Source organism: Actinomycetospora chibensis, from assembly GCF_028737215.1.
Taxonomy (GTDB): domain Bacteria; phylum Actinomycetota; class Actinomycetes; order Mycobacteriales; family Pseudonocardiaceae; genus Actinomycetospora; species Actinomycetospora chibensis.
Genome location: NZ_JAQZAM010000011.1, coordinates 151,662 through 178,605 on the forward strand (window position 1 = coordinate 151,662; position 26,944 = coordinate 178,605).

Below are 26,944 nucleotides of genomic sequence, written 5' to 3' on the forward strand. Positions count from 1 at the left end.
CCCGGTCCTAGCATGTGATCGATACCGCCCGGCGCAGGAGGACACCCCACGTGAGCAGCACCCCCGACCTCGATCTCCTCGGCGCCGACCCGGGTGCCGACGCGCTCGCCGGCGTGGACGCGGTGGTCGTCGGCGTGCGACCCGGGATCGACGGCGCCGACCCCGCCGTGGCCGGTCCGACGTCCGCCCTCGGCGACCTCGCCGGCGAGCTGCCGGGTCTGGTCGCCCTGCTCGGTGGCACGGGCAAGGCCGAGGAGGTCACCCGGGTCCCCACCCGCGGGACGATCGGGGCGCCGCTCGTGGTCGCCGTCGGGCTCGGCGCCGAGCCGGGCGACACGGGCGCGGCGGGCGAGACGCCCGACCTCGCCGAGCAGGTCCGGCGTGGGGCCGGTGCCGCGGCGCGGACCCTGCACGGGCACGCCGCCCACGTCGTCACCACGCTCTCCGCGCTCGACCTCGCGGCGGCGATCGAGGGCACCCTGCTCGGCGACTACGCCTTCACCGACTACAAGAAGGCCCCCGAGACGGCGCCGACCGAGCTCACGCGCGTCGGCCTCGTCGGCGACGGGGACGAGGCGGCCGTCACCCGGGCGGTGGCGGTCGTGCGCGCCGTCCGGAACGCCCGCGACCTCGTCAACACCCCGCCCAACGACCTCTACCCGGACGCGTTCGCCGAGCGGGCGCGTTCCCTGGCCGAGGCCGCCGGGGTGTCGGTGGAGATCCTCGACGAGTCCGCGCTCGCCGAGCACGGCTACGGCGGCGTCCTGGGCGTCGGCGGCGGGTCGTCACGGCCGCCGCGGCTCGTCCGCCTCACCTACAGCCCGGCGAATCCGCGGAAGAAGGTCGCCCTCGTCGGCAAGGGCATCACGTTCGACACCGGCGGCATCTCGATCAAGCCCGCGGCCAACATGGACCACATGACCTCGGACATGTCCGGGGCCGCGGGCGTCGTCGCCGCCACCTGCCTGGCCGCCGACCTCGGGCTGGACGTCGAGGTCGTCGCCACCGTGCCGATGGCCGAGAACATGCCGTCGGGCACGGCGTACCGCCCCGGCGACGTCCTGAAGATGTACGGCGGCACCACCGTCGAGGTGCTCAACACCGACGCCGAGGGCCGTCTCGTCCTCGGCGACGCCATCGCCCGCGCCTGCGAGGACTCCCCCGACTACCTGCTCGAGACCTCGACGCTCACCGGCGCCCAGCTCGTGGCTCTCGGCTCGCGGACGCCCGGGGTCATGGGGACCGACGAGTTCCGCGACCGGGTGGCCGCCCACGCCGTCGCGGCGGGCGACGGCGGGTGGGCGATGCCGCTGCCCGACGAGCTGCGCAGCGACCTCGACTCGCGGGTGGCCGACCTCGCCAACGTCACCAACCACCGCTTCGGCGGGATGCTCGTGGGCGGCATCTTCCTGCGGGAGTTCGTCGCCGACGGCGTGCCGTGGGTGCACCTCGACATCGCCGGCCCGGCCTTCAACACCGGCGGCCCGCACGGCTACACGCCCAAGGGCGGCACCGGCGTCCCGGTGCGCACGATCGCCGCCGTGCTCGACGACATCGCCCGCAACGGCTGAGGTCGGCCGCAGGGGTTTCGCCGAGGTGGAAGGATGACCCCGGACAACGCCTCCCCGACACCACGATGCCGGGCCGGGGCCACCGCACGCCACACGCCGACGCGGGAGTAGCAGCAGTGAGCGACACGTACGACGTCATCATCCTCGGAGCCGGATCCGGGGGGTACGCCTGCGCCTTCCGGGCCGCCGAGCTGGGCCTCTCGGTCGCGCTGGTGGAGAAGGACAAGGTCGGCGGCACCTGCCTGCACCGCGGCTGCATCCCCACCAAGGCGCTGCTGCACGCCGCCGAGGTCGCCGACTCGGCGCGCGAGGGCGAGCAGTTCGGCGTGAAGAGCTCGCTGTCGGGCATCGACATGAGCGGCGTCAACTCCTACAAGGACAACGTCGTCGCCCGCCTCTACAAGGGCCTGCAGGGCCTGGTGAAGGCCAACAAGGTCACGCTGATCGAGGGCGCCGGCAAGCTCGTCGGGCAGGACACCGTCGAGGTCGACGGGCAGCGCTACCAGGGCCGCCACGTCGTCCTGGCCTCCGGCTCCTACTCGAAGACGCTGCCCGGTCTCGAGCTCGGCGGCCGGGTGCTCACCTCCACCGAGGCCATCAACCTCGACTACGTGCCCGAGCGCGTCGTCGTGCTCGGCGGCGGCGTCATCGGCGTCGAGTTCGCCAGCGTGTGGAAGAGCTTCGGCAGCGAGGTCACGATCGTCGAGGCCCTGCCGCACCTCGTGCCCAACGAGGACGAGTTCCTCTCCAAGTCGCTCGAGCGCCAGTTCCGCAAGCGCAAGATCGCCTTCAAGACCGGCACGAAGTTCACCGGCGTCGAGCAGAGCGCGGACTCGGTGACGATCAGCCTGGAGAACGGCGAGCAGATCGAGGCGGACCTGCTGCTCGTCGCCGTCGGCCGCGGCCCGAACACCGCCGACCTCGGCTACGAGGAGAACGGCGTCACCCTCGACCGCGGCTTCGTCCCGACGAACGAGCGCCTGCACACCGGCGTCGCCAACATCTACGCCGTCGGCGACATCGTCCCCGGCCTGCAGCTGGCCCACCGCGGCTTCCAGCAGGGCATCTTCGTCGCCGAGGAGATCGCGGGCCTGAACCCGCCGGTGATCGACGAGACGGGCATCCCGCGGGTCACCTACTGCGAGCCCGAGGTCGCCTCGGTCGGCCTCACGGAGGCGCAGGCCACGGAGGTCTACGGCGAGGTGAAGACCCTGACCTACGACCTCGCCGGCAACGGCAAGTCGCAGATCCTCAAGACCTCCGGCGCCGTCAAGCTCGTCAAGGGCGGCACCGGCGACGACGCCCCCGTGGTCGGCGTGCACATGATCGGCACGCGCATGGGCGAGCAGGTCGGCGAGGCCCAGCTGATCTACAACTGGGAGGCGCTGCCCGCCGACGTGGCCAACCTCATCCACGCCCACCCCACGCAGAACGAGGCCCTCGGGGAGGCGCACCTCGCGCTCGCCGGCAAGCCCCTGCACAGCCATGGCTGACCCTGGCTACAGCTGACCACACCCGAGACACGCACGAGGAGTCACGAGCACGATGGCCTACACCGTCCAGATGCCTGCTCTCGGGGAGAGCGTCACCGAGGGCACGGTGACGCGCTGGCTCAAGCAGGAGGGCGACCACGTCGACGTCGACGAGCCCCTCCTCGAGGTGTCGACCGACAAGGTCGACACCGAGATCCCGTCGCCCCAGGCGGGGGTGCTGCAGCGGATCGTGGCGCAGGAGGACGACACCGTCGAGGTCGGCGGCGACCTGGCCGTGATCGGCGAGGAGGGCGAGTCCGGTGGCTCGTCGGGTGGTGACGACGCGCCGGCCCAGGAGTCGCAGCCGGAGCCGGAGCCGGAGCCCGAACCCCAGCAGCAGTCCCAGCCCGAGCCCGAACCCGAGCCCCAACCTGCCGCGGCGGCGTCCTCCGAAGGCTCCTCGTCCGGGGGCTCGTCCGGCGGCGGGGCGAGCACGACCGTCGAGATGCCCGCGCTGGGCGAGTCGGTCACCGAGGGCACGGTCACCCGCTGGCTCAAGCAGGTCGGCGACACCGTCGAGGTCGACGAGCCGCTGCTCGAGGTGTCCACCGACAAGGTCGACACCGAGATCCCCTCGCCCGTCGCCGGCACCGTGCTCGAGCTGCGCGCCGGCGAGGACGACACCGTCGAGGTCGGCGGCGCCCTCGCCGTGATCGGCGACGCGTCGCAGGCGTCCGGCGGGGGCTCGCCGGCCCCCACCCAGGAGGAGCCGCAGCAGGCCGAGTCGCAGCAGGCCGAGTCCGCCCCGCCGCGCGAGGACCCGCGTCCCGAGCCGGAGCGCCCGGCCGAGCCGGAGCCCGCGCAGGCCCCGGCCGGCGCCCAGGCCGCGTCCGGTGCCGACGACTACGTCTCCCACGAGACCGAGCAGCCCACCGGCCCGAGCGGGCCCGCGAACGCGGGCGCGCAGAAGGCCCCGTCGCAGGCCTCGACCCAGGGCAACGGGGCCTCCGCTCCCGCGGGAGACGAGGCGAGCGGCTCGCCGTACGTCACGCCGCTGGTGCGCAAGCTCGCCGCCGAGCGCGGCGTGGACCTCTCGTCGCTGACCGGCACCGGCGTCGGCGGCCGCATCCGCAAGCAGGACGTCGTCAAGGCCGCCGACGAGCAGGACAGCGCCGCAGCCACTCCGGCGGGCGGCGCCCCGGCGGGCGACGCTCCGGCGGAGGCGCAGGCCTCGGGCGGCTCCGGCGGCGGGGCGGTGCACGGCGGCGAGGTGCAGAAGCCCTCGGCGTCCGGCTCCCGCGGCGCCTCCGGCGCGCCCGCGCCGGACACCTCGGGGCTGCGCGGCACCACGCAGAAGCTCTCGCGGCGCCGCGCCACGATCGCCAAGCGCATGGTGGAGTCGCTGCAGGTCTCCGCCCAGCTCACGACGGTGGTCGAGGCCGACCTCACGCGGATCGCGCGCCTGCGCGACCGGGCGAAGGCCGACTTCCAGCAGCGCGAGGGCGTCAAGCTCTCGTTCCTGCCGTTCATGGCGCTGGCCACCGTGGAGGCCCTCAAGGCCCACCCGCAGGTCAACGCGATGATCGACACCGAGAAGGGCGAGGTCACCTACCACGGCGCCGAGCACCTGGGGATCGCCGTCGACTCGCCGGCCGGCCTGATCGTGCCGGTGGTCCACGACGCCGGGGACCTCAACCTCGCCGGGCTCGCCCGCAGGATCTCCGACGTCGCGGACCGCACCCGGGCGAACAAGATCACGCCGGACGAGCTCTCGGGCGGCACGTTCACCATCACGAACACCGGCTCGCGGGGCGCGCTGATCGACACGCCGATCATCAACCAGCCCCAGGTCGGCATCCTCGGCACCGGTGCCGTGGTGAAGAAGCCGGTGGTGCTCCAGGACGACTCGGGCGGCGACGTCATCGCCATCCGGTCGACGGCCTACCTGTGCCTGTCCTACGACCACCGCATCGTCGACGGCGCCGACGCCGCGCGCTTCCTGACGACGATCAAGGACCGCCTCGAGGGTGGCGCCTTCGAGGGCGAGCTGGGCCTGTAGGCCGTTCGGCCGCGCCTTCCCGGGAACGAACGGCGCTTTCGCTGCTTCTGAAGCAGCGAGAGCGCCGTTCGTTCGCCGGGGGCGGGCCGACGCGCAGGTGACCCCGGGTCGCGTCGGGCCGGACACTCCGCGACGATCACCCCATGCGCGTCGTCATCGCCGGGTCCTCCGGACTCATCGGCACCGCCCTGGTCCCCCGCCTGCGGGAGGCCGGGCACGAGGTCGTCCGTCTCGTCCGCCGGACCCCGCAGGCCCCGGACGAGCGCGGCTGGGACCCGGCCGCCGGGCACCTGGCGCCGGGCGCGCTCGAGGGCGCCGACGCCGTGGTCAACCTGTGCGGCGCCGGCATCGGCGACAAGCGCTGGACCGGCGCGCGCAAGCAGGAACTGCGCGACAGCCGCATGATCCCCACCGACGTCCTCGCCCGCGCCGTCGCCGAGCACGGCGTTCCGACGCTGGTCAACGGGTCGGCGGTCGGCTGGTACGGCGACACGGGCGCGATGGCCGTCGACGAGACCGCCCGGCGCGGCACCGGCTTCCTCGCCGACCTCTGCCGCGACTGGGAGGCCGCCACCAAGCCCGCGGTCGACGCCGGGGCGCGCGTCGTCCTGGTCCGCACCGGCCTGGTGCTCTCCCCCTCGGGCGGGCTGATGGGGCGGATCAAGCCGCTGTTCCAGTTCGGGCTCGGCGGGAAGCTCGGGCCCGGGACCCAGTACTGGCCGTGGATCTCCCTCGACGACGAGACCGGCGCGATCGTGTGGGCGCTCGAGCACGACACGGTCTCCGGTCCGCTCAACGCCACGGGGCCCGATCCCGTCACCAACGACGAGTTCACCCGGGTGCTCGCCGAGCAGATGAGCCGCCCCGCGCCCTGGGTCGTCCCCGGGTTCGCCATGCGGGCCGCGCTCGGCCAGTTCGCCGACGAGGGCGTGCTCGTGAGCCAGCGCGTCCTGCCGGGCGTCCTCGAGCGCGAGGGCTTCGAGTTCCGCCACGGCACCCTCTCGGAGGCCCTGCACGCGGTGCTCGACGGATGACCGTCCCGGAACCCCTGCCCGACGCCGTCGACGTCGTCGTGGTCGGCGCCGGTCTCGCCGGGCTGCGGGCCGCGCGGACGGTGGCGCGGGCCGGACGGTCGGTGGTCGTGTGCGAGGCCGGTGACGGTGTCGGCGGGCGGGTGCGCACGGACGTCGTCGACGGGTTCCTCGTCGACCACGGGTTCCAGATCCTCAACACGTCGTACCCGGCGCTGCGCGCGTCGGTCGACCTCGCCGCCCTCGACCTGCGCCGCTTCGTCCCCGGGGCCGCGGTGCGCGACGCGGACGGCCGTCTGCACCGCCTCGCCGACCCGCGCCGCGTCCCCTCGTGGGCGCCGCGCACCGCGCTCGACGGGCTGCTCGGGGTCGGCGCCAAGGCCCGGATCGCGGCGCTGGCCGTGCGCTCGCTGGTCGTGCCACCCCGCACCCAGGCCCGCGCCCCCGAGCGCTCGACCGCCGACGAGCTCGCCCGCTGGGGCCTGGGCGGCGCGCCGACCGAGACGTTCCTGCGCCCGTTCCTCAACGGGGTGCTCGGCGACCGCGACCTGGAGACCTCCTCGCGGGTGTTCTCCCTGTTCTGGCGCAGCTTCGCCCTCGGCGACCTGACGCTGCCCTCGCGCGGCATCGGCGCGGTGCCGGCCCAGCTCGCCGCCCGGCTGCCGGCGGGGACGGTGCACCTCGAGACCCCCGCCGAGCGGGTCGGCCCCGGGCTCGTGGAGACGGCGCGCGGCACGGTGCGTGCCGGCGCGGTGATCGTCGCGACCGAGGGCACCGTCGCCTCGCAGCTGCTCACCGGACGCGTCCCGCCGCCGCGCACGTTCGCGCTGACCACGCAGTACCACGTGGCCGCCGAGCCCCCGACCCGCCAGGCGCTCCTGCACCTCGACGGCGCCGGCGGGCCGGTGGTCAACACCATGGTGCTCACCGCGGCCGCGCCGTCCTACTCCCCCGACCACCGGCACCTCGTCGCCAGCACCGTCCTCGGCCCCGAGCCGCTGCCGGAGACCGAGCTGCGCCGCGAGCTCGCGCGCCTCTGGGGCACGCCCGTCGGCGCCTGGGAGGAGCTGGCGACGGTCCGGGTCCCCCGCGCGCTGCCCGCCGCGATCCCGCCGACCCCGGCCGGCCTGCAGCACCCCGTCGACCTGGGCGACGGCCTGTTCGTCGCCGGCGACCACCGCGACACCCCCTCGGTGCAGGGCGCGCTGGTCAGCGGGCGGCGGACGGCGCAGGAGGCCCTCCGGTACCTCGGAGCCGGGGTACCGTCGAGCCCGTGAGCCGTTCCAGCCGCGCCGCCGCCGAGCCCGTCGAGGTGCACGAGATCGGCACCGTCGACTACCAGGAGGCCTGGGACGCCCAGCGCGCCCACGCCGACGCGCGGGTCGACGGCGGCCCCGACGTGCTCCTGCTGCTCGAGCACCCCTCGGTCTACACGGCGGGCAAGCGCACGCTGCCCGAGGAGCGCCCCGCCGACGGCACGCCCGTCGTCGACGTCGACCGCGGCGGCAAGATCACGTGGCACGGCCCCGGCCAGCTCGTCGGCTACCCGATCATCGGGCTCGCGCAGCCGTTCGACGTCGTCGACCACGTCCGCCGCCTGGAGCAGGCGCTCATCACCGTGTGCGACTCCTACGGCCTGGCCACGGGCCGGATCGACGGACGCAGCGGCGTGTGGCTGCCCGCCGACGACCGCGGCCCCGCGCGCAAGATCGCCGCCATCGGCGTGCGCGTGGCGCGCGGCGTCACGCTGCACGGCTTCGCGCTCAACGCCGACCCCGACCTCGCGGCGTTCGGCGCGATCGTGCCCTGCGGTATCCGCGACGCCGGGGTCACGAGCCTCACCGCCGAGCTCGGGCGCACCGTGAGCGTCGACGAGGTGCGCGCGGCCACCCGCGAGGCGGTGCTGGCGGCCCTGGAGGGCGACCTCGAGGTCACCGACCGCACGCTGGCCGTCGACGAGCCGCGCGAGGTGACCGTCGGCGGCCTCACCGTGCGCGTGGGGACACCGGCCGGGGCCTGACCCTCGAGCACTCCTGCTCGGTGATCGAAGTACCGATACGGACACTCAACGTCTGCGACGGCACTTCGCTGACAGTCCCCGGGCTCTCAGGCCGCGGCGAGCTGGGACGCCACTTCGGAGGCCACGAGCTCGAGGTGGTCGAGGTCGGAGAGGTCGAGCACCTGCAGGTAGATGCGCTGCATGCCCGCGCGCTCGCCGAACGTCCCGATCTTGTCCACGACCTCGCCCGGGGTGCCGGCGATGCCGTTGGCGCGCAGCTCGTCGGGACGGCGGCCGATGGCGTCGGCCCGGCGGGCGACCTCGGCCTCGTCGCGCCCGACGCAGAGCACCTGCGCGGTGGAGCGGCCCAGGGTCGCGGGGTCGCGCCCGCGCTCGCGGCACACGGCGTCCACCCGTTCCTGGCCGTCGACGAGGGCGTCGAGGCCGGCGAACGGCATGTTGAACTCGGTGGCGAAGTCCGCCGCGAGCTTCGGCGTCCGCGACGGCCCGTTGCCCCCGACGATGATCGGCGGGTGCGGGGTCTGCAACGGCTTCGGCAACCCGGGGCTGTCGTCGAACGTGTAGTGCTCGCCGCCGTAGGAGTACGTGACGCCCACGGGCGTGCGCCAGGACCCGGTGAGGATCTCCAGCTGCTCCGCGAGCATCCCGAAGCGCTCGCGCAGCGGCGGGAAGGGGATGCCGTAGGCCCGGTGCTCGGCCTCGTACCAGCCGGTGCCCAGGCCGAGCTCGACGCGTCCGCCCGACATCTGGTCGACCTGCGCCACCGTGATGCCCAGCGGGCCGGGTAGACGGAAGGTGGCGGCGGTCATGAGCGTCCCGAGGCGGATGGTGGTCGTCTCCCGCGCGAGGGCGGCCAGGGTCAGCCAGGCGTCGGTGGGCCCCGGGAGCCCGTTCGCGTCGCCCATGGCGAGGTAGTGGTCGGACCGGAAGAAGGCGTCGAACCCCGCCTCCTCAGCACACCTCGCGACGCGGAGCAGATCTTCGTAGGCCGCGCCCTGTTGGGGCTCTGTGAAGATCCGGAGGTCCACACGATCAGGGTAGTCATCCCGTCACGGTCCGAACCTTCCCCGCCCACATCCGTCTGAAGGACACGTCCGTGCGGCGTAGGGTCGGGCAGGTGACGGTCGGCCCCAGCCAGGATCTCGCACGCGGACGGAAGATGTTGCGGCTCGAGGTCCGCAACTCCCAGACGCCCATCGAGCGCAAGCCGGAGTGGATTCGCACGCGCGTGGCCACCGGGCCGAACTTCACCGAGCTCAAGGGCCTGGTGAAGGGTTCCGGTCTCGCCACGGTGTGCGAGGAGGCCGGCTGCCCGAACATCTTCGAGTGCTGGGAGGACCGCGAGGCCACCTTCCTCATCGGCGGCGAGCAGTGCACCCGGCGGTGCGACTTCTGCCAGATCGACACGGGGAAGCCCTCGCCGCTGGACCGGCTGGAGCCGCAGAAGGTCGCCGAGTCGGTGCGGCAGATGGGCCTGCGGTACTCGACGATCACCGGGGTCGCCCGCGACGACCTCGAGGACGGTGGCGCGTGGCTCTACGCCGAGACCGTCCGCCAGGTACACGCGCAGAACCCCGGCACCGGCGTCGAGCTGCTCATCCCCGACTTCGACGGCCGGGACGACCAGCTCGGCCCCGTCTTCGACGCCGCCCCCGAGGTGCTGGCCCACAACCTCGAGACCGTGCCGCGCATCTTCCGCCGCATCCGTCCGGGGTTCCGCTACGAGCGCTCCCTCGACGTGATCCGCAAGGCGCGCGCCGCCGCACTCGTCACCAAGTCGAACCTGATCCTCGGCATGGGCGAGACGCCCGAGGAGGTCACGACGACGATGCAGGACCTGCGCGAGGCCGGCTGCGACCTGCTGACGCTCACCCAGTACCTGCGCCCGAGCCTGCGCCACCACCCCGTGGAGCGGTGGGTCAAGCCCGAGGAGTTCGTGGAGCACCGGGACGCGGCGCTCGCCATGGGCTTCCCCGGCGTCATGGCCGGCCCGCTCGTGCGCTCGTCCTACCGCGCCGGGCGCCTCTACGCGCAGGCGAAGATCGCCCGCGGCGAGGCGCTGCCCGAGGGCATGGCCGAGCTCGCCGAGGAGGGACCGGCCCGCCAGGAGGTCGGCGAGGTGCTCGCGCGCTCGCGCTCCTGACCCACGCTGCGTGGACGGCGTGATGCCCCCGTAGGGCAGAATGGGCCGCATGGCGAAGCAGGGCTCCGGTGCGGCGAGCAAGGAAGAGAAGAAGGCCGCCAAGCAGGCCGCGAAGGCCGCGCGCCGTGAGCGGTTCCGCCAGATCTGGCAGGCGTTCCAGATGCAGCGCAAGGAGGACAAGCTCCTCCTGCCGCTGATGATCGGGGCGGTCGTCGTCACGGCCCTCGTGCTGTTCGGCATCGGCCTGCTCATCGGCCAGGAGTGGTTCCTGCTGCCCACGGGGGTCCTGCTCGGCGTCCTCCTGGCCGTGATCATCTTCGGCCGTCGGGTACAGAAGAACGTCTACGCGAAGGCCGCCGGCCAGCCCGGCGCCGCCGGCTGGGCGCTCGACAACATGCGCGGCCAGTGGCGCGTCACCCAGGCCGTCGCCGGCACCACGCAGCTCGACGCCGTGCACCGCGTCATCGGCCGGCCCGGCGTCATCCTCGTCGCCGAGGGGGTGCCGCACCGGACGAAGGGCCTCGTCGCGCAGGAGAAGAAGCGCGTCTCCCGCATCGTCGGCCAGGTGCCGATCTACGAGGTCCTCGTCGGCGACGAGGAGGGCCAGGTGCCGCTCTCGAAGCTCCAGCGCCACGTCACCAAGCTGCCGCGCAACATCGACAAGAGCCAGATGGAGACCGTCGAGAAGCGTCTCGCCGCCCTGGCCGCCCGCGGTGGGCCGGCCATGCCCAAGGGCCCGATGCCGAAGGGCGCCCAGCAGATGAAGGGCATGCAGCGCACCGCGCGCCGGCGGTAGCGCTCCGCCGATCGCACGCCCGTCGGTCAGCGGGTCCGGACCACCACCGTGCGGCTCGCGCGGTCGTGGATGCCGCGCGAGTCCCGGTCCATGATCAGCGCCGGCACGATGAAGAACACCGAGGCCGTGCGCACCAGGGTCCAGAGCAGGCCGACCCCGGCCGACTCCGGACGGTCCAGGCGCACGACCCGCATCCCCAGCAGCGCCATCGCCGGCGTCGCGCCGATGACCGCCACCGGCACGACCATGAGGATCGCCCAGGTCAGCAGGCTCCAGTTCTGGGGCGGCGCCGGGTAGGTGAAGACGAGGGCGATGACGCCGGCGAGCAGCGAGTCGAGCAGGAACTGCCCGCCGCGTCGCAGCAGCGTCGCCACGGAGCCGGGGCCGGTCTCGGGGAGCCCGAACCGCTCGCCGGGGTAGCCGTCCGCGTCCGGCGCCTCGCCGGGATCCGACGGCGGGGAGGCCGGGCGGGTGCGTCCGGCCGCCGGGTCGGAACCCTCGGTGGCCACCTCGCCGGCCGTGTCACCACCAGCGGGTCGTCCTGCGCCCTCCAGCCATTCACGAAACCACGACACCGTGACAGGCTACGGCCGTCGAGGGCCGGGGGCGCTGCGTCGTGCCACGGCCACCCCGGTCGCGTTAACTGCTGTGAAACATGCTGGTGACGGGCGAGCAACAGCACCGACCTAGCGTCGGGATCACCTGGAACGGTCACGGACCTCGCCCACGATCGGTGGGTACGGTGCCCTCCGCTGACCACTCGACCCCCGTCGTCCCCGGCAAGCGTGTGAAGGAGCCACCGAGGGTGTTCAACAATCAGGACGAGGTCTTCAAGTACATCTCCGACGAGGGGGTGAAGTACGTCGACGTCCGGTTCTGTGACCTCCCTGGCCAGATGCAGCACTTCACGGTGCCGGCGTCGGAGCTCAAGGAGGGCGTCTTCACCGACGGCCTGGCCTTCGACGGCTCGTCGATCACCGGGTTCCAGAGCATCAACGAGTCGGACATGACGCTGCTGCCCGACCCGGCGACGTCCCGGATCGACCCGTTCCGGGCCCAGAAGACCCTGAACATGAACTTCTTCGTCCACGACCCGCTGACGCTCGAGGCCTACAGCCGCGACCCGCGCAACGTGGCCCGCAAGGCGGAGAAGTTCCTGTCGACCGTCGACGTGGCCGACACGTGCTTCTTCGGCCCCGAGGCCGAGTTCTACATCTTCGACTCGGTGCGCTACGACTCGAAGCCGAACGGCACGTTCTACGAGGTCGACTCGGTCGAGGGCGCCTGGAACACCGGTCGCGACGAGCCCGGCGGCAACAAGGGCAACAAGATCGCCATGAAGGGCGGGTACTTCCCCGTCGAGCCGACCGACCAGAGCTCGGACCTCCGGGCCGCGATCGGCACCAACCTCATCAACTCGGGCTTCGAGCTCGAGAAGCTGCACCACGAGGTCGGCACCGGCGGTCAGGCCGAGATCAACTACAAGTTCAACACGCTGCTGCACGCCGCGGACGACCTGCAGCTGTTCAAGTACATCGTCAAGAACACGGCGTGGCAGGCGGGCAAGACCGTCACCTTCATGCCGAAGCCGATCGCCGGCGACAACGGCTCGGGCATGCACTGCCACCAGTCGCTGTTCAAGGGTGGCGAGCCGCTGTTCTACGACGCCAACGGCTACGCGGGCCTCTCGGACCTCGGCCGCCACTACATCGGCGGCATCCTGCACCACGCCCCGAGCCTCGTCGCGTTCACGAACCCGACGATCAACTCGTACCACCGCCTGGTGCCCGGCTTCGAGGCCCCGATCAACCTCGTGTACTCGAACCGCAACCGCTCGGCGTGCGTCCGCATCCCGATCACCGGCGACAACCCGAAGGCCAAGCGCCTCGAGTTCCGCTGCCCCGACTCGTCGGGCAACCCGTACCTGGCCTTCGCCGCCATGATGATGGCCGGCCTCGACGGGATCCGGAACAAGATCGAGCCGCCGACGCCGGTCGACAAGGACCTCTACGAGCTGCCGCCCGAGGAGGCCGCCGAGATCGCGCAGGTCCCGGCGAGCCTCGACGCCGCGATCAACAACCTCGAGGCCGACCACGACTACCTGCTCGAGGGTGGCGTGTTCACCTCGGACCTGATCGAGAAGTGGGTCGAGCTCAAGCGCGACGACGTGACCGGCCTGCGCCTGCGGCCGCACCCGTACGAGTTCGAGCTGTACTTCAACTGCTGATGCCCCCACTGCTCATGCCCTGAGCAGTGCCGACGGCCCGGTCACCCTCGCGGTGGCCGGGCCGTCGTGCGTCCCGGGCCGTGTGTCAGCCGGCCTGTCCCTTGCGCACGCGCAGGACGGCGAGGGTCACCAGGACGATGCCCGCGACGCCGACGGCGAAGAGCACGACCCCGATGACCGGATCGGGCGTGAACGTGAAGACGAGGCCGACGACCAGGAGCACGGCGCTGATCACCCAGCCGATCACACAGCCGCGCATCGTGGTGAGACCGAGAGCCGAGTACATGCCCGCCATGCTGGCACGACCGGCTCAGCGACCGGGTGAACCGTCGTGTGATCTCTTGTCCGGGACGTCCTCGCGCAGCGACAGGGCCGCGGCGACGACGTACTGGTAGACGTAGCGGATCTCCTCGCCGCGCCGGACGGGCAGGCACACCCAGCCGACCCACTCCCCCGTCGTCGTGCGGCGCCAGGCCAGCAGCTCGCCGGGAACGCGGCTCTGGAGGTCGACGCCCTCGGGCATCGGACGCACGGGCTCGTCCGGGCGCGGGTAGGCGATCGCGAGGTCGACCCAGACGCGCTTGACCTCGTCGCGCTGCAGCGCGCCGGACCGGTCGTTGCGGCGCTGCGCCGGACCGCGCTCATCGAACACGTGTTCGATCGTCGGTCATCGACGGCCCGAACGCCACCCAACCCGCTCAGTCGACGAGATAGAACACCCGGTCGACGACGGCGCGGGCGCGCCGGGTGACGCGGCGGTACTCGTCGAGGAACTCGCCGGGGTCGGCGTCGGGGTCGTGGCCCAACGCCGAGGCGACGGCGGCGAGGTCGCGCCCCGAGTGCGGCACCTCGTCGGTCGGACGTCCGCGCACCAGGGTGGCGGCGCCGCGGGCCCGGGTGGCCATGGTCCAGCCGGCGGCGAGCTCCTCGGCGTCGCCGGCGTCGATCAGGCCGGCCTTCGCCGCGGCGTCGAGGGCCTCGAGCGTCGACGGCGTCCGCAGGGACGGCACGGAGCCGGCGTGCTGGAGCTGCAGGAGCTGCACGGTCCACTCGACGTCGGCGAGCCCGCCGGTGCCGAGCTTGGTGTGCAGGGCCTTGTCGGCCCGGCGCGGCATGCGCTCGTTGTCGACGCGCGCCTTGATCCGCCGGATCTCGACCGCCTGGGCGTCGGGCAGCCCGTCCGCGGGGTAGCGGTAGGGGTCGATGGCCTCGACGAACGCCGCCCCGAGCGCCTCGTCGCCGGCGACCGGGCGGGCGCGCAGGAGCGCCTGGTACTCCCACGTGCTCGCGAGCTTCGCGTAGTAGTCCCGGTACGAGGCGAGCGTCCGGACGAGCGGGCCGCTGCGGCCCTCGGGACGCAGCTTGGTGTCGACCTCGAGCGGCGGGTCGGGGCTCGGCGCGCCGAGGGCGGCGATCGCGGCCTCGGCGACGGCCTTCGTGTGGCGCACGGCCTCCGCGTCGTCGACGCCCTCGGCGGGCTCGCAGACGAAGAGGACGTCGGCGTCCGACGAGTAGCCGAGCTCCCCGCCGCCGAGCCGACCCATCCCGATGACGGCGATCCGGGCCGGGGGCGGGCCCCCGCCGTCGGCGAGCCCCCGCTCGGCGGCCGCGAGCGCGGCCTGCAGCACCGCCACCCAGATGCTCGAGAGCGCCTCGCACACCGCGGTCACGTCGATCAGGCCGAGGATGTCGGCGCACGCGACGCGCACGAGCTCGATGCGGCGCATCGACCGGCCGACCTGGCCCGCCGACGCCGGGTCGGTGTGGCGCCCGACGGCGTTGCGCAGCGAGGCGGCGACCTCCTCGGGCCTGCGGGCGACGAGCTCGGCGCGCGGGCCGTCGCCGGCGAGCAGCCGCAGCACCTCCGGGGTGCGCGGCATCAGCTCGGCCACCCACCGCGAGGTGCCGAGCACGCGCATCAGCCGCTCGGCGGCCACGCCCTCGTCGCGCAGGTAGCCCAGGAACCACGGGGTGCCGGCGAGCGCCTCGGAGACCTTCCGGTACGCCAGCAGCCCGTGGTCGGGGTCGGCGGTGTGGCCGAGCTCGTCGAGGAGCACGGGCAGCAGCGCCCGCTGGATACGGCTCGCGCGGCTGACCCCGCTCGTGAGGGCCTGCAGGTGCCCGAGCGCGCCCTGGGGCGACGTCCACCCCAGCGCCTTGAGCCGGCGGTTGGCCGACTCGCTGGTGAGCACCAGGTCCTCACCCGGCACCCGGGCCACCGACTCCAGCAGCGGGCGGTAGAAGAGCTTCTCGTGCAGCCGGCGCACGCGCACCGTGTGCCGCGAGCGCTCGTGCGCGAGCACGCCGACGGCGTCGCGGGAGCCGTCGGCCCGCAGCTTCGCGGCCCGGGCCAGCCACCGCAGGCCCGCGGTGTCGTCGTCGGACGGGAAGAGGTGGGTGCGGCGCATCTTCTGCAGCTGCACGCGGTGCTCGAGCATCCGCAGGAAGCGGTAGGACGCGGCGAGGTTGGCGGCGTCGTCGCGCCCGACGTAGCCCCCGTCGGCGAGCGCGGCCAGGGCCTCGAGCGTGTTCTGGCTGCGGATCGTCTCGTCGCCGCGGCCGTGCACCATCTGCAGCATCTGGACGGCGAACTCGACGTCGCGCAGCCCGCCCCGGCCGAGCTTGATCTCGCGGTCGGCGTGGTCGGCGCGGATGTGGTCCTCCACCCGGCGGCGCATGGCGCGGACGTCGGCGACGAAGTCGTCGCGGTCGGCGGCGCTCCACACCATGGGGTCGACGGCCTCGCAGTACTCGCGGGCGAGCTCCTCGTCGCCGGCGACGGGACGGGCCTTGAGCAGCGCCTGGAACTCCCAGGTCTTCGCCCAGCGCCGGTAGTACGAGACGTGGCCGTCGAGGGTGCGGACCAACGCCCCCTGCCGACCCTCGGGACGCAGGTTGGCGTCGACCTCGAGGAACGCCTCGGTGGCGACGCGCATCATCGTCGAGGCGAGCCGGGTGGCGACGTCCGTCGGGCCGTCGGACACGAAGATCACGTCGATGTCGCTGACGTAGTTCAGCTCGCGGCCGCCGCACTTGCCCATCCCGATGACCCCGAGGCGGCACGGCAGCGGATCCCCGGGCTGCCGGTCGTCCTTGGTGCCGAGGGCGTCCGCGACCGTGGCGTCCGCGACGGCCAGCGCGGCCCGCAGGCCCGCGGAGGCGAGGTCGGCGAGCTGGGCAGCGACGACCTCGACCGGCACGACCGGCAGCTCGGGCTCGCACACCGACTGCAGGTCGGCGGCGGCGAGGGCGAGCACCTCGTCGCGGTAGGCCAGGCGCAGCACCCCGATGCCCGCGGGCTCGAGCACGGTGGCGCGGGGTGTGGCGGCCCCGTCCTCCCCGGCCTCTGCGGCACCCACTGCGGTCAGCAGCGTGCGGGTGCGCTCGGCGAGGTCGGGCAGCTCGGAGGGGTCGTAGGTGCGCCCTGGCGTGCTCTCGCTCTGCAGGCTGCGCCAGCGCTCCGGGTGGGCGACGAGGTGGTCGCCGAGCGCCGTCGAGCCGCCGAGCACGCCGAACAGGCGGCCGCGCAGGCTCTGGTCGACGCGCAGCGCCTCCGCGAGCGTCGCCCACTCCGCCTCGCCGAGCGACTCGCGCAGACGCTCGAGCGCCAGCAGCGCGAGGTCCGGGTCGGGGCTGCGGGCGAGGGCCCACACCGCGAGCTCGGTGCCCTCGACGGGGGCGTCGCCGTCCCACCAGCCCAGGTCGGCGAGCCGCGTCCCCGCGTCGGGGTCGGTGAGCCCGAGCCGGGCGGGGGCCCGCCCGGTCCGTCCGGCGGGGCGGCTCGACGGCGCGGACTCGGTCATGCCCCGAGCCTTCCAGGGCGGAGCCCGTCGGGCCGCCCGGCAGGCCCGTCCGCTGGCAGGATCGAGGGCATGCAGCGCTTCCAGTACAAGGTCGTGCAGGTCCGCGAGGGCCTGATGGGCGGCAAGCTCTCCGACGACAAGCTCGAGCGGATCCTCAACGACGAGGCGGCCGACGGCTGGCAGCTCAAGGCCATCACGGCCGCCGACGTCAAGGGTCGCCTCGGCCCGGGCGGCGTGGAGGGCCTCCTGGTCACCTTCGAGCGCCCCGTCTAGAGCTGTCTAGAGGGTGGGCAGGTACGTCGCCAGCTCGTAGGGCGTGACGTTGCGGCGGTAGGCGTCCCACTCCGCGCGCTTGTTGCGCAGGAAGAAGTCGAAGACGTGCTCGCCGAGGACCTCGGCCATGAGCTCCGAGCGCTCCATCGCGGCGAGCGCGCCGTCGAGGTTCTGGGGCAGCGTCTCGTAGCCCATCGCCCGGCGCTCGCCCTCGGAGAGCATCCAGACGTTGTCCTCGGCCGCGGGCGGCAGCTCGTAGCCCTCGGCGATGCCCTTCAGTCCGGCGCCGAGGATCACCGCGTACGCCAGGTACGGGTTGGCCGCGGTGTCGATGGTGCGCACCTCGACACGACGCGACGACGCCTTGCCCGGCGAGTACATCGGGACGCGCACGAGCGTCGACCGGTTGGCGTGGCCCCAGCACACGGTGGTGGGGGCCTCGCCGCCGACGATGAGGCGCTTGTAGGAGTTGACGAACTGGTTCGTCACCGCGGAGAGCTCGCGCGCGTGGCGCAGCACCCCGGCCACGAAGGCCTTGCCCGTCTTCGACAGCTCGTAGGGCTCCGAGGCGTCGTGGAACGCGTTGTGGTCGCCCTCGAACAGGCTGATGTGCGTGTGCATCGCCGAGCCCGCGTGCTCGGTGAACGGCTTGGGCATGAAGGACGCACGCACCCCCTGGGTGATCGCGACCTCCTTGACGATGTAGCGGAACGTCATGATGTTGTCCGCCATCGTCAGGGCGTCGGCGTAGCGCAGGTCGATCTCCTGCTGGCCGGGGCCGCCCTCGTGGTGGCTGAACTCCACCGAGATGCCCATCGCCTCGAGCGACTCGATCGCCCGGCGCCGGAAGTGCGGCGCGGCGTCGTGGCTGGCCTGGTCGAAGTAGCCGCCGGTGTCCGCCGGGACCGGGGGCGTGCCGTCGCCGGGCAGGTCCCGCAGCAGGTAGAACTCGATCTCGGGGTGCACGTAGCAGGTGAACCCGGCCTCGGCGGCGCGCGAGAGCGCGCGGCGCAGCACGTGGCGCGGGTCGGCCCAGGACGGCGAGCCGTCGGGCATCGTGATGTCGCAGAACATGCGGGCCGAGTAGTGCCCGCCACCCGCGGTCTCCCAGGGCAGCACCTGGAACGTCGACGGGTCGGGCTTCGCGACCATGTCCGACTCGTAGACCCGCGCGAAGCCCTCGATCGCCGAGCCGTCGAACCCGATGCCCTCGGCGAACGCGCCCTCGAGCTCGGCGGGTGCCACGGCCACCGACTTGAGGTATCCGAGCACGTCGGTGAACCACAGCCGCACGAAGCGGATGTCGCGCTCTTCGAGCGTGCGCAGGACGAACTCCTGCTGGCGATCCATGGGCCAGACCCTAGGTGTGCGTCCAGATCCCCGAAACCGGGGATGGGTCACCCATCCCTAGGTGGCCGGGCACGTCGCGTTCGGGGGCGCCGGGGTGTTGTCGATCAGGTAGCGCGTGGCGATGGCGTCGACGCACGGCGAGTTCTGGAACACCGCGGTGTGCTCGTCACCGATCTTCGTCACCAGCGAGCCGCCCAGGGCGCGCGCCAGCTCCACGCCCGCCTGGTACGGCGTCGCCGGGTCCCCGGTGGTCGAGACGACCAGAGGCGGGGCCAGGCCCGGCACCTGCGGCAGGTGCGGCTGGCTCGTCGGCGGTACGGGCCAGAAGGCGCAGCTGTCGCGCGCCGACGAGACGCCGCGGCCGCTGTCGAGGAACGGCGCCGCCTCGTTGTAGGCCTGGGCGCGGGCGAGCGACTGGGCGGGGTCGGTGATGCGCGGGTCGTCGACGCAGCGGATGGCCTCGAAGGCGTCCTGCGACGAGGCGTAGGTGCCGTCGGGGTTCCGCTCGTAGTACTCGTCGGCGAGCGTCATGAGCTGCGACCCCTGGCCCGCGCGCAGGTCGGTGAGCGCGCGCACCAGCCGCGGCCAGTAGGCCTCGACGTAGAGCGCGTTGATCGTGCCCTGCTGGGCGTCGGCGTAGGAAAGGACACGGCCGTCGGGCAGGGGCAGCGGCGCGGTGATCAGCGGGCGGGTGAGCTGCTGGTACGCCGCCGTCGTCTGCGCCGGGTCCTGGCCCAGCGGGCAGTTCGGGCGGGTCGTGCAGTCGCGGGCGAAGGCGTCGAACGCGCCCTGGAAGCCCCGGCCCTGCTCGACCAGCTCCGTCACCGGGTCCTGGTCGGGGTCCAGCGCGCCGTCGAGCACCATCGCGCGCACGTTGCGGGGGAACTGCTCGGCGTAGGTGGAGCCGATCCGGGTGCCGTAGGAGTAGCCGAGATAGGTCAGCCGGGCGTCGCCGAGCGCCGCACGCAGCACGTCCATGTCGCGGGCGACGTCGCGCGTCCCGACGTTGGCCAGCACGTCGGCGCCGGTGCGCCGGGCGCAGCGGTCGACGGTCTCGCGCTCCTCGGTCTCGGTCTGGGCGACGCCGGCGGGCGAGGAGTCGGTGTCGTCGTCACGGCGGTCGGCGTCGCGCTCGGGGCCCTCGAGGCAGCGGATCGTCGGCTCGCTCGCGCCGACGCCGCGGGGGTCGAAGCCGACGACGTCGAAGCGGCGCCCGACCTCGGTCGACGCCAGCGACGTCGACAGGTACGCGGCGGTCTGGATGCCCGAGGCGCCCGGGCCCCCGGGGTTGATCACGAGCGAGCCGATGCGCTCCGGCGAGGCGGGAGCCGCGTGGCGCAGCACGGCGATCGTGCCGGTCCGGCCCTGCGGGGCCGCGTAGTCGAGCGGCACCTGCATCCGCGCGCACTGCAGTGAGGGGTCCGCGTAGATCTGGCGGTCCTCCTCCGTGGCGGCGAACGGCGCGCAGGGGCCCCAGGCGAGCTGCTGGCCGTAGAACGCCTCGAGCCCGGGCGGGGCACTCCCCGCAGGGTCGGGCACCGCGACGCCCGGGACGACCTGCGCACACCCTCCGAGCAGGACGGCGGCGATCCCCACCACGGCGGCGACGAGGGCCCTCGGACGACGGCGGTGCCGGCTCGCGGTGGATCGCACGGCGGTCACCCTGCCACGGGGCCCGTGACCGTCCGGTGACGGGCTTCCCGGGCGAGACGACGGGTGTCCGACGTCCCACTGTGAGGCTGGTCCCAGCGGGCGGCCGGGGCGCCGCGGCGGTGCGAGCGTTGGCCCGGCAACCTCCCGACGACCCGGGGACCCGCCGCGCTCGGTGGGCCTCGAGGCAAGGACGGACGACGATGACGTCACCCGGTTCCACTCCCCCGCAGCGTCGCCGCACCCGCGTGCACCACCTCCAGGAGATGAAGGCGCGCGGCGAGCGGTGGCCGATGCTCACGGCCTACGACGTGAACACGGCGCGGATCTTCGACGAGGCGGGCGTGCCCGTCCTGCTCGTCGGCGACTCCGCCGGCAACACCGTGCTCGGTTACGACACCACCGTGCCGGTGACCACCGAGGAGCTGCTGATCCTCACCCGCGCCGTGGTGCGCGGCGCCCCCCGCGCCCTCGTCGTCGCCGACCTCCCCTTCGGCAGCTACCAGGTCTCGGTCGAGCAGGCCGTGACCACCGCCGTCGAGTTCATGAAGAGCGGCGGCGCCCACGCGGTGAAGCTCGAGGGCGGCGCGCACTACGCCGACCGCATCCGGGCGATCGTCGACGCGGGCATCCCCGTGATGGCGCACCTCGGCTTCACCCCGCAGAGCGAGCACGCCCTCGGCGGCTACCGCGTGCAGGGCCGGGGCGAGGACGCGGCGGACAAGATGCTCGCCGACGCCCGCGCCGTCACCGAGGCCGGCGCGTTCGCGGTGGTGCTCGAGATGGTGCCCGCGCACGTCGCCAAGCGGGTGACCGCCGAGGTGCCGATCCCGACCGTCGGCATCGGTGCGGGCCCGGAGTGCGACGCCCAGGTGCTCGTGTGGACCGACATGGTCGGCCTGTCCGACCCCGCGCGGCGCACGCCGAAGTTCGTCAAGCGCTACGCGGACATGGGCTCGGTGCTCGCCGACGCCGCGGGCTCCTACGCCCGCGAGGTGCGCGACGGCGTCTTCCCGGGCCCCGAGCACAGCTTCGACTAGGTGGCCTCCGGCCATGTGAGCACTTCGGAGTGCTGGAGCACCTCGAAGTGCTCACATGGCGTCAGCCATCGAGATCGGTGATCTTGATGCCGGCGTGCACCTTGTAGCGGCGGTTGATCGCGATGAGGTTCGCGGTGAGGCATTCGACCTGGTAGGCGTTGCGCAGCCGGCCGCCGAAGACCCCGCGCACACCCGGGATGGCGTCGGCGAGGGCGCGCACGACGTCGGTGGCCTCGCGGTCGTCGCCGAGCACGAGGACGTCGCAGTCGACCTGCGGCTGGTCCAGGTCGGCGAGCAGGACCGCGGAGACGTTGTGGAACGCCGCGGTCACGCGGGTCTCGGGGAGCAGCTGCTCGGCCTGCTGGGCGGCGCTGCCCTCCTCGACGGGCAGGGGGTAGGGCCCCTTCTTGTCGAAGCCGATCGGGTTGACGCAGTCGATCAGGATCTTGCCCTTGAGGGGCTCGGTGAGGCCCTGGAGCGTCTCGGCGTGCGACTCCCACGGGATCGCGGCGAGCACGACGTCGGCCTCGGTGGCGCAGGTGGCGTTGTCGGTGCCGCGGACGTGGTCGACGCCGGTGGCCTCGCAGTACTCCTTCGCCGAGTTCTCGGCGCGCTCGGCGACCCGGGAGCCGATGATCACGCGGATCCCGGCGGCCGCCCAGCGCAGGGCCAGGCCCTTGCCCTGGTTACCGGTGCCGCCGAGCACTCCGACCGTCAGGGTCGTCGGGTCGATGGCCTCACCGGATGACGGTGCACTCACGGGGTCGCTCCCTGTCGCAAACGGTCAGAGTGGACTGTTCCTATCACGCCAGGACCCGGGCCAGCTCGGCGTGCAGCGCCGAGACCGCCGCGTCCGCGGCCGGCACGGCGGTGAAGCCGTAGAAGCCGTGCACGAGGCCCGGGTGCTCGCGGCGGCGGGCGTCGACACCCGCCGCGATCAACGCGTCGACGAACGCGTGCCCCGCGTCGCGCAGCGGGTCGAAGCCGGCCGTCGCGACGATCGTCGGCGGCAGCCCCGCCAGCGTCGGCGCACGCAGGGGCGAGAGCCGGGCGTCGCCGCGGGGATCGTGGCCGGCGAGGTAGAGCTTCGAGCACGCGCGCACGTCGCGGGCGGAGAGCCAGTAGCCCTCGGCGTTCTCGGCGAGCGAGGGGTAGCGCGCCTCGAAGTCCGGCGGCGGGTAGACGAGCAGGAGCGCGTCCGGGGCCCGGCCCTCGTCGCGCAGCGCCAGGGCGGCCACGGCGGCGAGGTTGGCGCCGGCGCTGTCGCCCACGAGGGCGTAGCGCTCCGGACCGTCGTCCAGCAGCGCCCGGACGGCGGCGAGGACATCGTCCAGGGGCGCCGGGAACGGGTGCTCGGGAGCGAGCCGGTAGTCGACGGCCGCGACGACCGCGCCCAGGTCGTCCGCGAGCCGGTCCGCGACCGCGTCGTACACGTCGCCGCCACCCAGCACCCAGCCGCCACCGTGGAGGAACACCACGAGGGCGCCGGACGTCCGCCTCGCGGGACGGTGCGTCCGCACCGGCACACCGCCGGCCTCACCCAGCTCGGGCGCCCGCGCCGGGGCTCCCCCGGCCTCGCGCATCTGCGCGACGAACCGGGCGCGGGACTCGGCGACGGTGCCGTCGAACATCTCCGGCTCGTCGGCCCACCGGTCGAGGAGGGCGCGGACGCCGGGGTCGAGGACGGGCTCGGCGGCGGGCTCGGTCTGGGCACTCATCGGGGCCAGCCTAGGAGGGTTCAGGATCACCTATCCGGGTCATCCCATCCGGTCGGGTGAGGGACGACGATGTCGTCCGGCGACGAGCCAAACCCGTCGTTGCCGAATCGATACCGAAACCGCGGAACCTCCTCGGGGGCGCAGGCGTCATCCCGGTGTCGATCCCCGCGACGCCCCGGTGTTCTCCCCGGCCCCACGGCCGGTCACCCCGGCGCGGCACCCGACTCGCCCCCGCTGGATCACGAACTCGAAGGACCGGACGCACCCCGATGGCTCTCCCCTGGCCGCACAGCACGCCCACCCTGCCCCGACCCGTGCCCGCCGCCCCGCACCCCGCGCCGGCCGGACGCACCGCGAGTCTCGCCGGTGTCGCGGACCGCGTCGGCACCGCCGCGCGTCGCCATCCGGCGCTCGTCCGCCTCGGCGGACTCGCGACCAGCCCGGTCATCGCGCTCGTCGTCATGCTCCTCGGCCTGGCGCTGCTGTTCGTCCTGCCGATGGTCGGGCTGCCGTTCGTGGCCCTCGTCGTGCTGCCGGCCGTGGTCTACCACCTGCAGTCCGAGCGCCGGACCAACCTGCGCCGCCCGCGCCGCTGACCCCCAGGCCGCTGACCCCGCGCCGCTGACGGGAGCCCCGCCCGGGCATCGCGACAGATACGACGAACGGCCCCGCCCCCGTGAGGGAGCGGGGCCGTCGGCGTCTCCGGGGCCGGGCAGCCGTCTCAGCCCTCCCCGTCCCCCGACGGCGAGGTCGTGGCGCCCGACGACGGCCCCTCTTCGGACGCCGGGGTGCTGCTGGTCGGGGTCTCGCTCGGGGTCTCGCTGGTCGTCTCGCTCGGCGGTTGGGTCGTCGCCTGGGTCGTCGGCTGGGTCGTCGGCTCGCTGCTCGCCGGCGGCTGGGACGGGGAGGAGGACGGCGAGCCCGTCCCGGTCGAGGTGGACGGCGCCCCGCTGCCCGTCGAGGTCCCGGACGTCGGGCGCCCGCCGCCACCGTCCCCGCCGCGAACGACCGACGACGGGCCGGCGGGAGCGCCGACGGCCGGGCGCGGGGCCGACGCACCGGGACCGGGCGCCGCGGGCTGCGCCAGGGGCTGTTGCTCGGAGCGCAGGGCGAGATCGGCGACGGTCGGCGTGATCGTGGGCGAGGAGGTCACGGACCCGACCGGCGCCGCGCCCGGCGTGCCCCACGGCAGGGGGGTGTCGAGCTCGGTGACGGCGCCGGGCATCGCGACGGTCGTCGAGGACTGGCTGATCGTCTGGTAGACCGCCGTGCTCAGCGACGCCGCGCCCATGAGCCCGACACCGAGGGTGGCCGCGAGACGGGTCCGCCTCCCCGCCCGCCCGCTCTCCGCGGTCGGCAGCGGGTCGCAGGGCGTCTCGGACGGGGGCTCGAACACGGGGGTCCTCTCGTCGCGGTGCGCCACGCCGCCCCGAGCAGACATCCCCGGGGCGTCGCCATCCAGTCCAACGCACCGGAGACGTGACCGTGGCTCGGACGATCGGGCGGAGCGGTGGCGGCCCGGACGGCCCAGCGCCATGGGCCGGATCACCCTGTCGAGCAGCGCGAACGCCGAGCAGACGGCCCGTTGGAGGTCACTCCACGTGAGCACGCATCACGACGCGTGAGTGACGGCGCACGGCCACCCGCCACGGGCGGCCCTACGATCGGGCCGCGTGACCGCCGACCAGCTGCCCGACGACGAGACCTCCGCGTCCACGGGCGGGGGCCCCCTGCAGGCACCGGCGCGGTCCGCCTCCCGCGCGTGGGACAACGTCCGGCACCTCGTGACCGACGGCCACCTCGCCGACACCCGCCGCATGCCACGCCTACCGGTGCTCACGGCGGACGGCTACACGGTCCACCGCTACGAGCCGACGGTCGCCCCCGACCCGTCCCTCGCGCCGCTGCTGCTGGTGCCCCCGCTCGGGGCACCGGACTTCGCCTTCGACCTGCGGCGCGGTGCGAGCCTGGTCGAGGACCTGCTCGCGTCGGGTCGCGAGATCTACATCGTCACCTACGAGGCGTCCGGCCGGGCCGCCGACCGGCGCGGCCTGGAGCTGTGGGTCGACGAGATCCTCCCGGCCGCCCTGTACGCGGTGTCGGACCGCCACGAGGGCACGGCGGTCCACCTCGCGGGGTGGAGCCTCGGGGGCCTGTTCACCCTGCTCTGCGCCGCCAGCGGTGTCTCGGGGGCCCCGATCCGCTCGGTGACCGCCTTCGCGTCCCCGGTCGACGTGTCCGCGGTGCCGCTGGTGGCCCCGTTCCGATCCGTCGCCGAGTACACCGGCGGGCGGATCTTCTCCACCGCCTACCGGACGCTCGGCTCCTTCCCCGCGACGGCGGTGAAGTGGGCGTTCCAGCTGACCAGCGTCGAGCGCTACCTGACCAAGCCGGTGACGCTGCTGACCCACCTCGACGACCGCGAGCTCCTCGAGCAGATCGAGGCCGTCGACCTGCTCATGGCCAACATGACCGCCTACCCCGGGCGCGCGTTCGGGCAGATCTACCACCACGTCATCCGGTCCAACGACCTCGCCGAGGACGACCTGCGCCTCGCCGGCCGGCCCGTCCGGCTGGCCGACGTGCGGGTGCCGGTACTGCTGGTCGCGGGGGCCGACGACGTCATCGCGCCGGTCGCCGCCGTGGAGCGCGCGACCGACCTGCTCACCGCGAGCCCCGACCTGCGCTTCGTCGTGCGCCCCGGCGGCCACCTCGGCGTGCTCGCGGGTCGGCGGGCGCGGGAGAACTCGTGGCGCGACCTCGAGACGTTCCTCGTCGCCCACGACGGGCGTGAATGACACGGATGTGGTTCACGGCCCCCTGCCGGTCCGTGGACGTCGCGCCTCCCGTACGGTCGGCGCCGCTCCCTGGCACCCCGAGGAAGGACCCCGATGGCCGAGACCCTCAAGGCTCGCCTTCTCGACTCCGACCGCCGCGGCGCCGTCGTCGAGGACCTGCAGCTGCTCGTCGACGCGGAGGTCGCGAACAAGAGCGGCCTGTCCGGCGGCATCGTCAAGACCGGCTACGCCGCGGTGAAGAAGGTCAAGCCGGGCATCATCCCGGAGGCGATCGACAAGATGCTCGACGAGTTCGTCGAGCAGCTCGAGCCCTTCTGGACGACGTTCACGACCGAGGCCGCCGGTGACTTCGGCACCTTCCTCGGCACCCGCCCGCAGGAGGCCTCCGAGGCTCTGCTGACCGTCACCGACCGTCGCGCCGAGCGCAGCAACCGCGCCGCGATCACCTCGGTCTACGGCAAGCTCCGCCCGAAGGCCCAGGAGAACGTCATCGAGGCGCTCCCGGGCCTCGGCGCCGTGATCGAGAAGCACGCCCGCGCCTGAGCTCCGCACGACGGCCCCGGGCCGCGGACCGTTACCCGACGGTTCCGTGGACCCGGGGCCGTCGCGCGTGGTGGAGTGATCCAATGCACATCCTCACGGTCCTCTACCACCACCCCGCCGACCCAGCGGCCTTCGACAAGCACTACCGGGAGACGCACGCGCCGCTGGTCGACCCGATCCCCGGAGTGAAGTCCTTCACCTACCGGCACGCGGCGTCGATGGACGAGAACCCACCGCCCTACTACCTCATCGCCGAGCTCGCCTTCGACTCCCTCGAGGACCTGCAGGCAGGGATGAGCTCGGAGGCCGGCCAGGCCGCGGTGGCCGACGTGCCGAACTTCGCGGGCGACAACGTGACGATGTTCGTCGCCCACGACTAGTCCTCCCCCCACGACGGGACTCGAGCTCTTGACCTCGAGTCCCGTCGAGGTCGGACGCTCGGTCCCGTCA

Annotated in this window: 25 protein-coding genes; 16 read left to right on the forward strand and 9 right to left on the reverse strand. The window is 73.6% G+C overall.

Annotation, left to right across the window (positions count from 1 at the left end; translation table 11 throughout):
- Positions 1-50: 50 nt before the first annotated feature.
- The 6 genes from PH189_RS18205 to lipB all read left to right on the forward strand — a co-directional run bounded on the left by PH189_RS18205 (position 51) and on the right by lipB (position 8,153).
- Positions 51-1,571 carry a leucyl aminopeptidase gene (locus PH189_RS18205; protein WP_274190234.1) on the forward strand — a complete coding sequence of 507 codons (1,521 nt, stop codon included), beginning with the start codon at positions 51-53 and terminating at the stop codon, positions 1,569-1,571.
- Between the two features lie 116 nt (positions 1,572-1,687).
- A complete protein-coding gene (lpdA, locus tag PH189_RS18210; RefSeq protein ID WP_274190235.1) occupies positions 1,688-3,064 on the forward strand; it encodes a dihydrolipoyl dehydrogenase in 1,377 nt (458 codons plus the stop codon).
- Positions 3,065-3,116: 52 nt separating this feature from the next.
- A complete protein-coding gene (sucB, locus tag PH189_RS18215) occupies positions 3,117-5,102 on the forward strand; it encodes a 2-oxoglutarate dehydrogenase, E2 component, dihydrolipoamide succinyltransferase (protein ID WP_274190236.1) in 1,986 nt (661 codons plus the stop codon).
- Positions 5,103-5,245: 143 nt separating this feature from the next.
- Positions 5,246-6,136 carry a TIGR01777 family oxidoreductase gene (locus PH189_RS18220; RefSeq protein ID WP_274190237.1) on the forward strand — a complete coding sequence of 297 codons (891 nt, stop codon included), beginning with the start codon at positions 5,246-5,248 and terminating at the stop codon, positions 6,134-6,136.
- A complete protein-coding gene (locus PH189_RS18225; protein ID WP_274190238.1) occupies positions 6,133-7,410 on the forward strand; it encodes an NAD(P)/FAD-dependent oxidoreductase in 1,278 nt (425 codons plus the stop codon). The genes PH189_RS18220 and PH189_RS18225 overlap by 4 nt, the downstream gene beginning before the upstream one ends.
- A complete protein-coding gene (gene lipB / locus PH189_RS18230) occupies positions 7,407-8,153 on the forward strand; it encodes a lipoyl(octanoyl) transferase LipB (RefSeq protein WP_274190239.1) in 747 nt (248 codons plus the stop codon). The genes PH189_RS18225 and lipB overlap by 4 nt, the downstream gene beginning before the upstream one ends.
- A gap of 86 nt (positions 8,154-8,239) precedes the next feature.
- Here the strand turns inward: lipB and PH189_RS18235 are convergent, their stop codons facing one another.
- A complete protein-coding gene (locus PH189_RS18235; protein WP_274190240.1) occupies positions 8,240-9,181 on the reverse strand; it encodes an LLM class F420-dependent oxidoreductase in 942 nt (313 codons plus the stop codon).
- A gap of 131 nt (positions 9,182-9,312) precedes the next feature.
- Here PH189_RS18235 and lipA point away from each other — a divergent pair, with 131 nt between their 5' ends.
- Complete coding sequence (lipA, locus tag PH189_RS18240; protein ID WP_274190334.1) at positions 9,313-10,296, forward strand: lipoyl synthase; 984 nt, start codon at positions 9,313-9,315, stop codon at positions 10,294-10,296.
- 49 nt (positions 10,297-10,345) lie between these two features.
- Entirely contained in the window at positions 10,346-11,092 is a 747-nt protein-coding gene (locus tag PH189_RS18245) for a DUF4191 domain-containing protein (RefSeq protein ID WP_274190241.1), read from the forward strand.
- Positions 11,093-11,118: 26 nt separating this feature from the next.
- Here the strand turns inward: PH189_RS18245 and PH189_RS18250 are convergent, their stop codons facing one another.
- Complete coding sequence (locus PH189_RS18250) at positions 11,119-11,601, reverse strand: RDD family protein (protein ID WP_274190242.1); 483 nt, start codon at positions 11,599-11,601, stop codon at positions 11,119-11,121.
- A gap of 296 nt (positions 11,602-11,897) precedes the next feature.
- On the opposite strand from PH189_RS18250, the gene glnA (PH189_RS18255) reads away from it, so the two are divergent.
- Positions 11,898-13,319: a type I glutamate--ammonia ligase gene (gene glnA, locus PH189_RS18255; protein WP_274190243.1), complete on the forward strand. Its 1,422-nt coding sequence runs from the start codon at positions 11,898-11,900 to the stop codon at positions 13,317-13,319.
- 85 nt (positions 13,320-13,404) lie between these two features.
- Here glnA (PH189_RS18255) and PH189_RS18260 read toward each other — a convergent pair whose 3' ends face one another.
- Genes PH189_RS18260 through PH189_RS18270 form a run of 3 tightly spaced genes read right to left on the reverse strand, consistent with a single transcriptional unit; the run spans position 13,405 to position 17,122 of the window.
- Positions 13,405-13,605: a hypothetical protein gene (locus tag PH189_RS18260; protein WP_274190244.1), complete on the reverse strand. Its 201-nt coding sequence runs from the start codon at positions 13,603-13,605 to the stop codon at positions 13,405-13,407.
- 24 nt (positions 13,606-13,629) lie between these two features.
- Entirely contained in the window at positions 13,630-13,971 is a 342-nt protein-coding gene (locus PH189_RS18265) for a hypothetical protein (protein WP_274190245.1), read from the reverse strand.
- A 46-nt stretch (positions 13,972-14,017) separates the two neighbouring features.
- Positions 14,018-17,122: a bifunctional [glutamine synthetase] adenylyltransferase/[glutamine synthetase]-adenylyl-L-tyrosine phosphorylase gene (locus tag PH189_RS18270; RefSeq protein WP_274190246.1), complete on the reverse strand. Its 3,105-nt coding sequence runs from the start codon at positions 17,120-17,122 to the stop codon at positions 14,018-14,020.
- A gap of 69 nt (positions 17,123-17,191) precedes the next feature.
- Between PH189_RS18270 and PH189_RS18275 the strand changes: the two genes are divergently transcribed.
- Positions 17,192-17,395, forward strand: coding sequence for a DUF4177 domain-containing protein (locus tag PH189_RS18275; RefSeq protein WP_274190247.1), 204 nt, complete (start codon positions 17,192-17,194; stop codon positions 17,393-17,395).
- Between the two features lie 6 nt (positions 17,396-17,401).
- Here PH189_RS18275 and glnA (PH189_RS18280) read toward each other — a convergent pair whose 3' ends face one another.
- Both glnA (PH189_RS18280) and PH189_RS18285 read right to left on the reverse strand, forming a co-directional pair.
- Entirely contained in the window at positions 17,402-18,745 is a 1,344-nt protein-coding gene (glnA, locus tag PH189_RS18280) for a type I glutamate--ammonia ligase (protein ID WP_274190248.1), read from the reverse strand.
- A 57-nt stretch (positions 18,746-18,802) separates the two neighbouring features.
- Positions 18,803-20,398, reverse strand: coding sequence for an alpha/beta hydrolase (locus PH189_RS18285; protein WP_274190249.1), 1,596 nt, complete (start codon positions 20,396-20,398; stop codon positions 18,803-18,805).
- 200 nt (positions 20,399-20,598) lie between these two features.
- On the opposite strand from PH189_RS18285, the gene panB reads away from it, so the two are divergent.
- Complete coding sequence (gene panB / locus PH189_RS18290; RefSeq protein ID WP_274190250.1) at positions 20,599-21,435, forward strand: 3-methyl-2-oxobutanoate hydroxymethyltransferase; 837 nt, start codon at positions 20,599-20,601, stop codon at positions 21,433-21,435.
- 61 nt (positions 21,436-21,496) lie between these two features.
- On the opposite strand, the gene npdG is transcribed toward panB, so the two are convergent.
- Together npdG and PH189_RS18300 are read right to left on the reverse strand one after the other, a co-directional pair.
- Positions 21,497-22,195 carry an NADPH-dependent F420 reductase gene (gene npdG / locus PH189_RS18295; RefSeq protein WP_274190251.1) on the reverse strand — a complete coding sequence of 233 codons (699 nt, stop codon included), beginning with the start codon at positions 22,193-22,195 and terminating at the stop codon, positions 21,497-21,499.
- Between the two features lie 43 nt (positions 22,196-22,238).
- Positions 22,239-23,153 carry an alpha/beta hydrolase gene (locus PH189_RS18300; protein ID WP_274190252.1) on the reverse strand — a complete coding sequence of 305 codons (915 nt, stop codon included), beginning with the start codon at positions 23,151-23,153 and terminating at the stop codon, positions 22,239-22,241.
- Between the two features lie 269 nt (positions 23,154-23,422).
- On the opposite strand from PH189_RS18300, the gene PH189_RS18305 reads away from it, so the two are divergent.
- The 5 genes from PH189_RS18305 (at position 23,423) to PH189_RS18325 (ending at position 26,874) form a co-directional block, all read left to right on the forward strand.
- Positions 23,423-23,749 carry a hypothetical protein gene (locus PH189_RS18305; protein ID WP_274190253.1) on the forward strand — a complete coding sequence of 109 codons (327 nt, stop codon included), beginning with the start codon at positions 23,423-23,425 and terminating at the stop codon, positions 23,747-23,749.
- Positions 23,750-23,905: 156 nt separating this feature from the next.
- A complete protein-coding gene (locus PH189_RS18310; protein ID WP_274190254.1) occupies positions 23,906-24,415 on the forward strand; it encodes a hypothetical protein in 510 nt (169 codons plus the stop codon).
- 411 nt (positions 24,416-24,826) lie between these two features.
- The gene (locus PH189_RS18315) at positions 24,827-25,951 is read left to right on the forward strand and encodes an alpha/beta hydrolase (protein WP_274190255.1); all 1,125 of its coding nucleotides are present in this window, start codon (positions 24,827-24,829) and stop codon (positions 25,949-25,951) included.
- Positions 25,952-26,044: 93 nt separating this feature from the next.
- The gene (locus PH189_RS18320; RefSeq protein WP_274190256.1) at positions 26,045-26,494 is read left to right on the forward strand and encodes a DUF6918 family protein; all 450 of its coding nucleotides are present in this window, start codon (positions 26,045-26,047) and stop codon (positions 26,492-26,494) included.
- 83 nt (positions 26,495-26,577) lie between these two features.
- Positions 26,578-26,874 carry an EthD family reductase gene (locus PH189_RS18325; protein ID WP_274190257.1) on the forward strand — a complete coding sequence of 99 codons (297 nt, stop codon included), beginning with the start codon at positions 26,578-26,580 and terminating at the stop codon, positions 26,872-26,874.
- Positions 26,875-26,944: the final 70 nt, after the last annotated feature.

Excerpts from the sequence above, each read along its gene's own strand:
- PH189_RS18220 (WP_274190237.1), top strand. The coding sequence starts at position 5,246 with ATGCGCGTCGTCATCGCCGGGTCCTCCGGACTCATCGGCACCGCCCTG.
- PH189_RS18225 (WP_274190238.1), top strand. The coding sequence starts at position 6,133 with ATGACCGTCCCGGAACCCCTGCCCGACGCCGTCGACGTCGTCGTGGTC.
- PH189_RS18300 (WP_274190252.1), bottom strand. The coding sequence starts at position 23,153 with ATGAGTGCCCAGACCGAGCCCGCCGCCGAGCCCGTCCTCGACCCCGGC.
- PH189_RS18245 (WP_274190241.1), top strand. The coding sequence starts at position 10,346 with ATGGCGAAGCAGGGCTCCGGTGCGGCGAGCAAGGAAGAGAAGAAGGCC.
- PH189_RS18320 (WP_274190256.1), top strand. The coding sequence starts at position 26,045 with ATGGCCGAGACCCTCAAGGCTCGCCTTCTCGACTCCGACCGCCGCGGC.
- PH189_RS18325 (WP_274190257.1), top strand. The coding sequence starts at position 26,578 with ATGCACATCCTCACGGTCCTCTACCACCACCCCGCCGACCCAGCGGCC.
- panB (WP_274190250.1), top strand. The coding sequence starts at position 20,599 with ATGACGTCACCCGGTTCCACTCCCCCGCAGCGTCGCCGCACCCGCGTG.
- PH189_RS18275 (WP_274190247.1), top strand. The coding sequence starts at position 17,192 with ATGCAGCGCTTCCAGTACAAGGTCGTGCAGGTCCGCGAGGGCCTGATG.
- PH189_RS18260 (WP_274190244.1), bottom strand. The coding sequence starts at position 13,605 with ATGTACTCGGCTCTCGGTCTCACCACGATGCGCGGCTGTGTGATCGGC.
- lipA (WP_274190334.1), top strand. The coding sequence starts at position 9,313 with ATGTTGCGGCTCGAGGTCCGCAACTCCCAGACGCCCATCGAGCGCAAG.
- sucB (WP_274190236.1), top strand. The coding sequence starts at position 3,117 with ATGGCCTACACCGTCCAGATGCCTGCTCTCGGGGAGAGCGTCACCGAG.
- PH189_RS18270 (WP_274190246.1), bottom strand. The coding sequence starts at position 17,122 with ATGACCGAGTCCGCGCCGTCGAGCCGCCCCGCCGGACGGACCGGGCGG.
- glnA (WP_274190248.1), bottom strand. The coding sequence starts at position 18,745 with ATGGATCGCCAGCAGGAGTTCGTCCTGCGCACGCTCGAAGAGCGCGAC.
- PH189_RS18305 (WP_274190253.1), top strand. The coding sequence starts at position 23,423 with ATGGCTCTCCCCTGGCCGCACAGCACGCCCACCCTGCCCCGACCCGTG.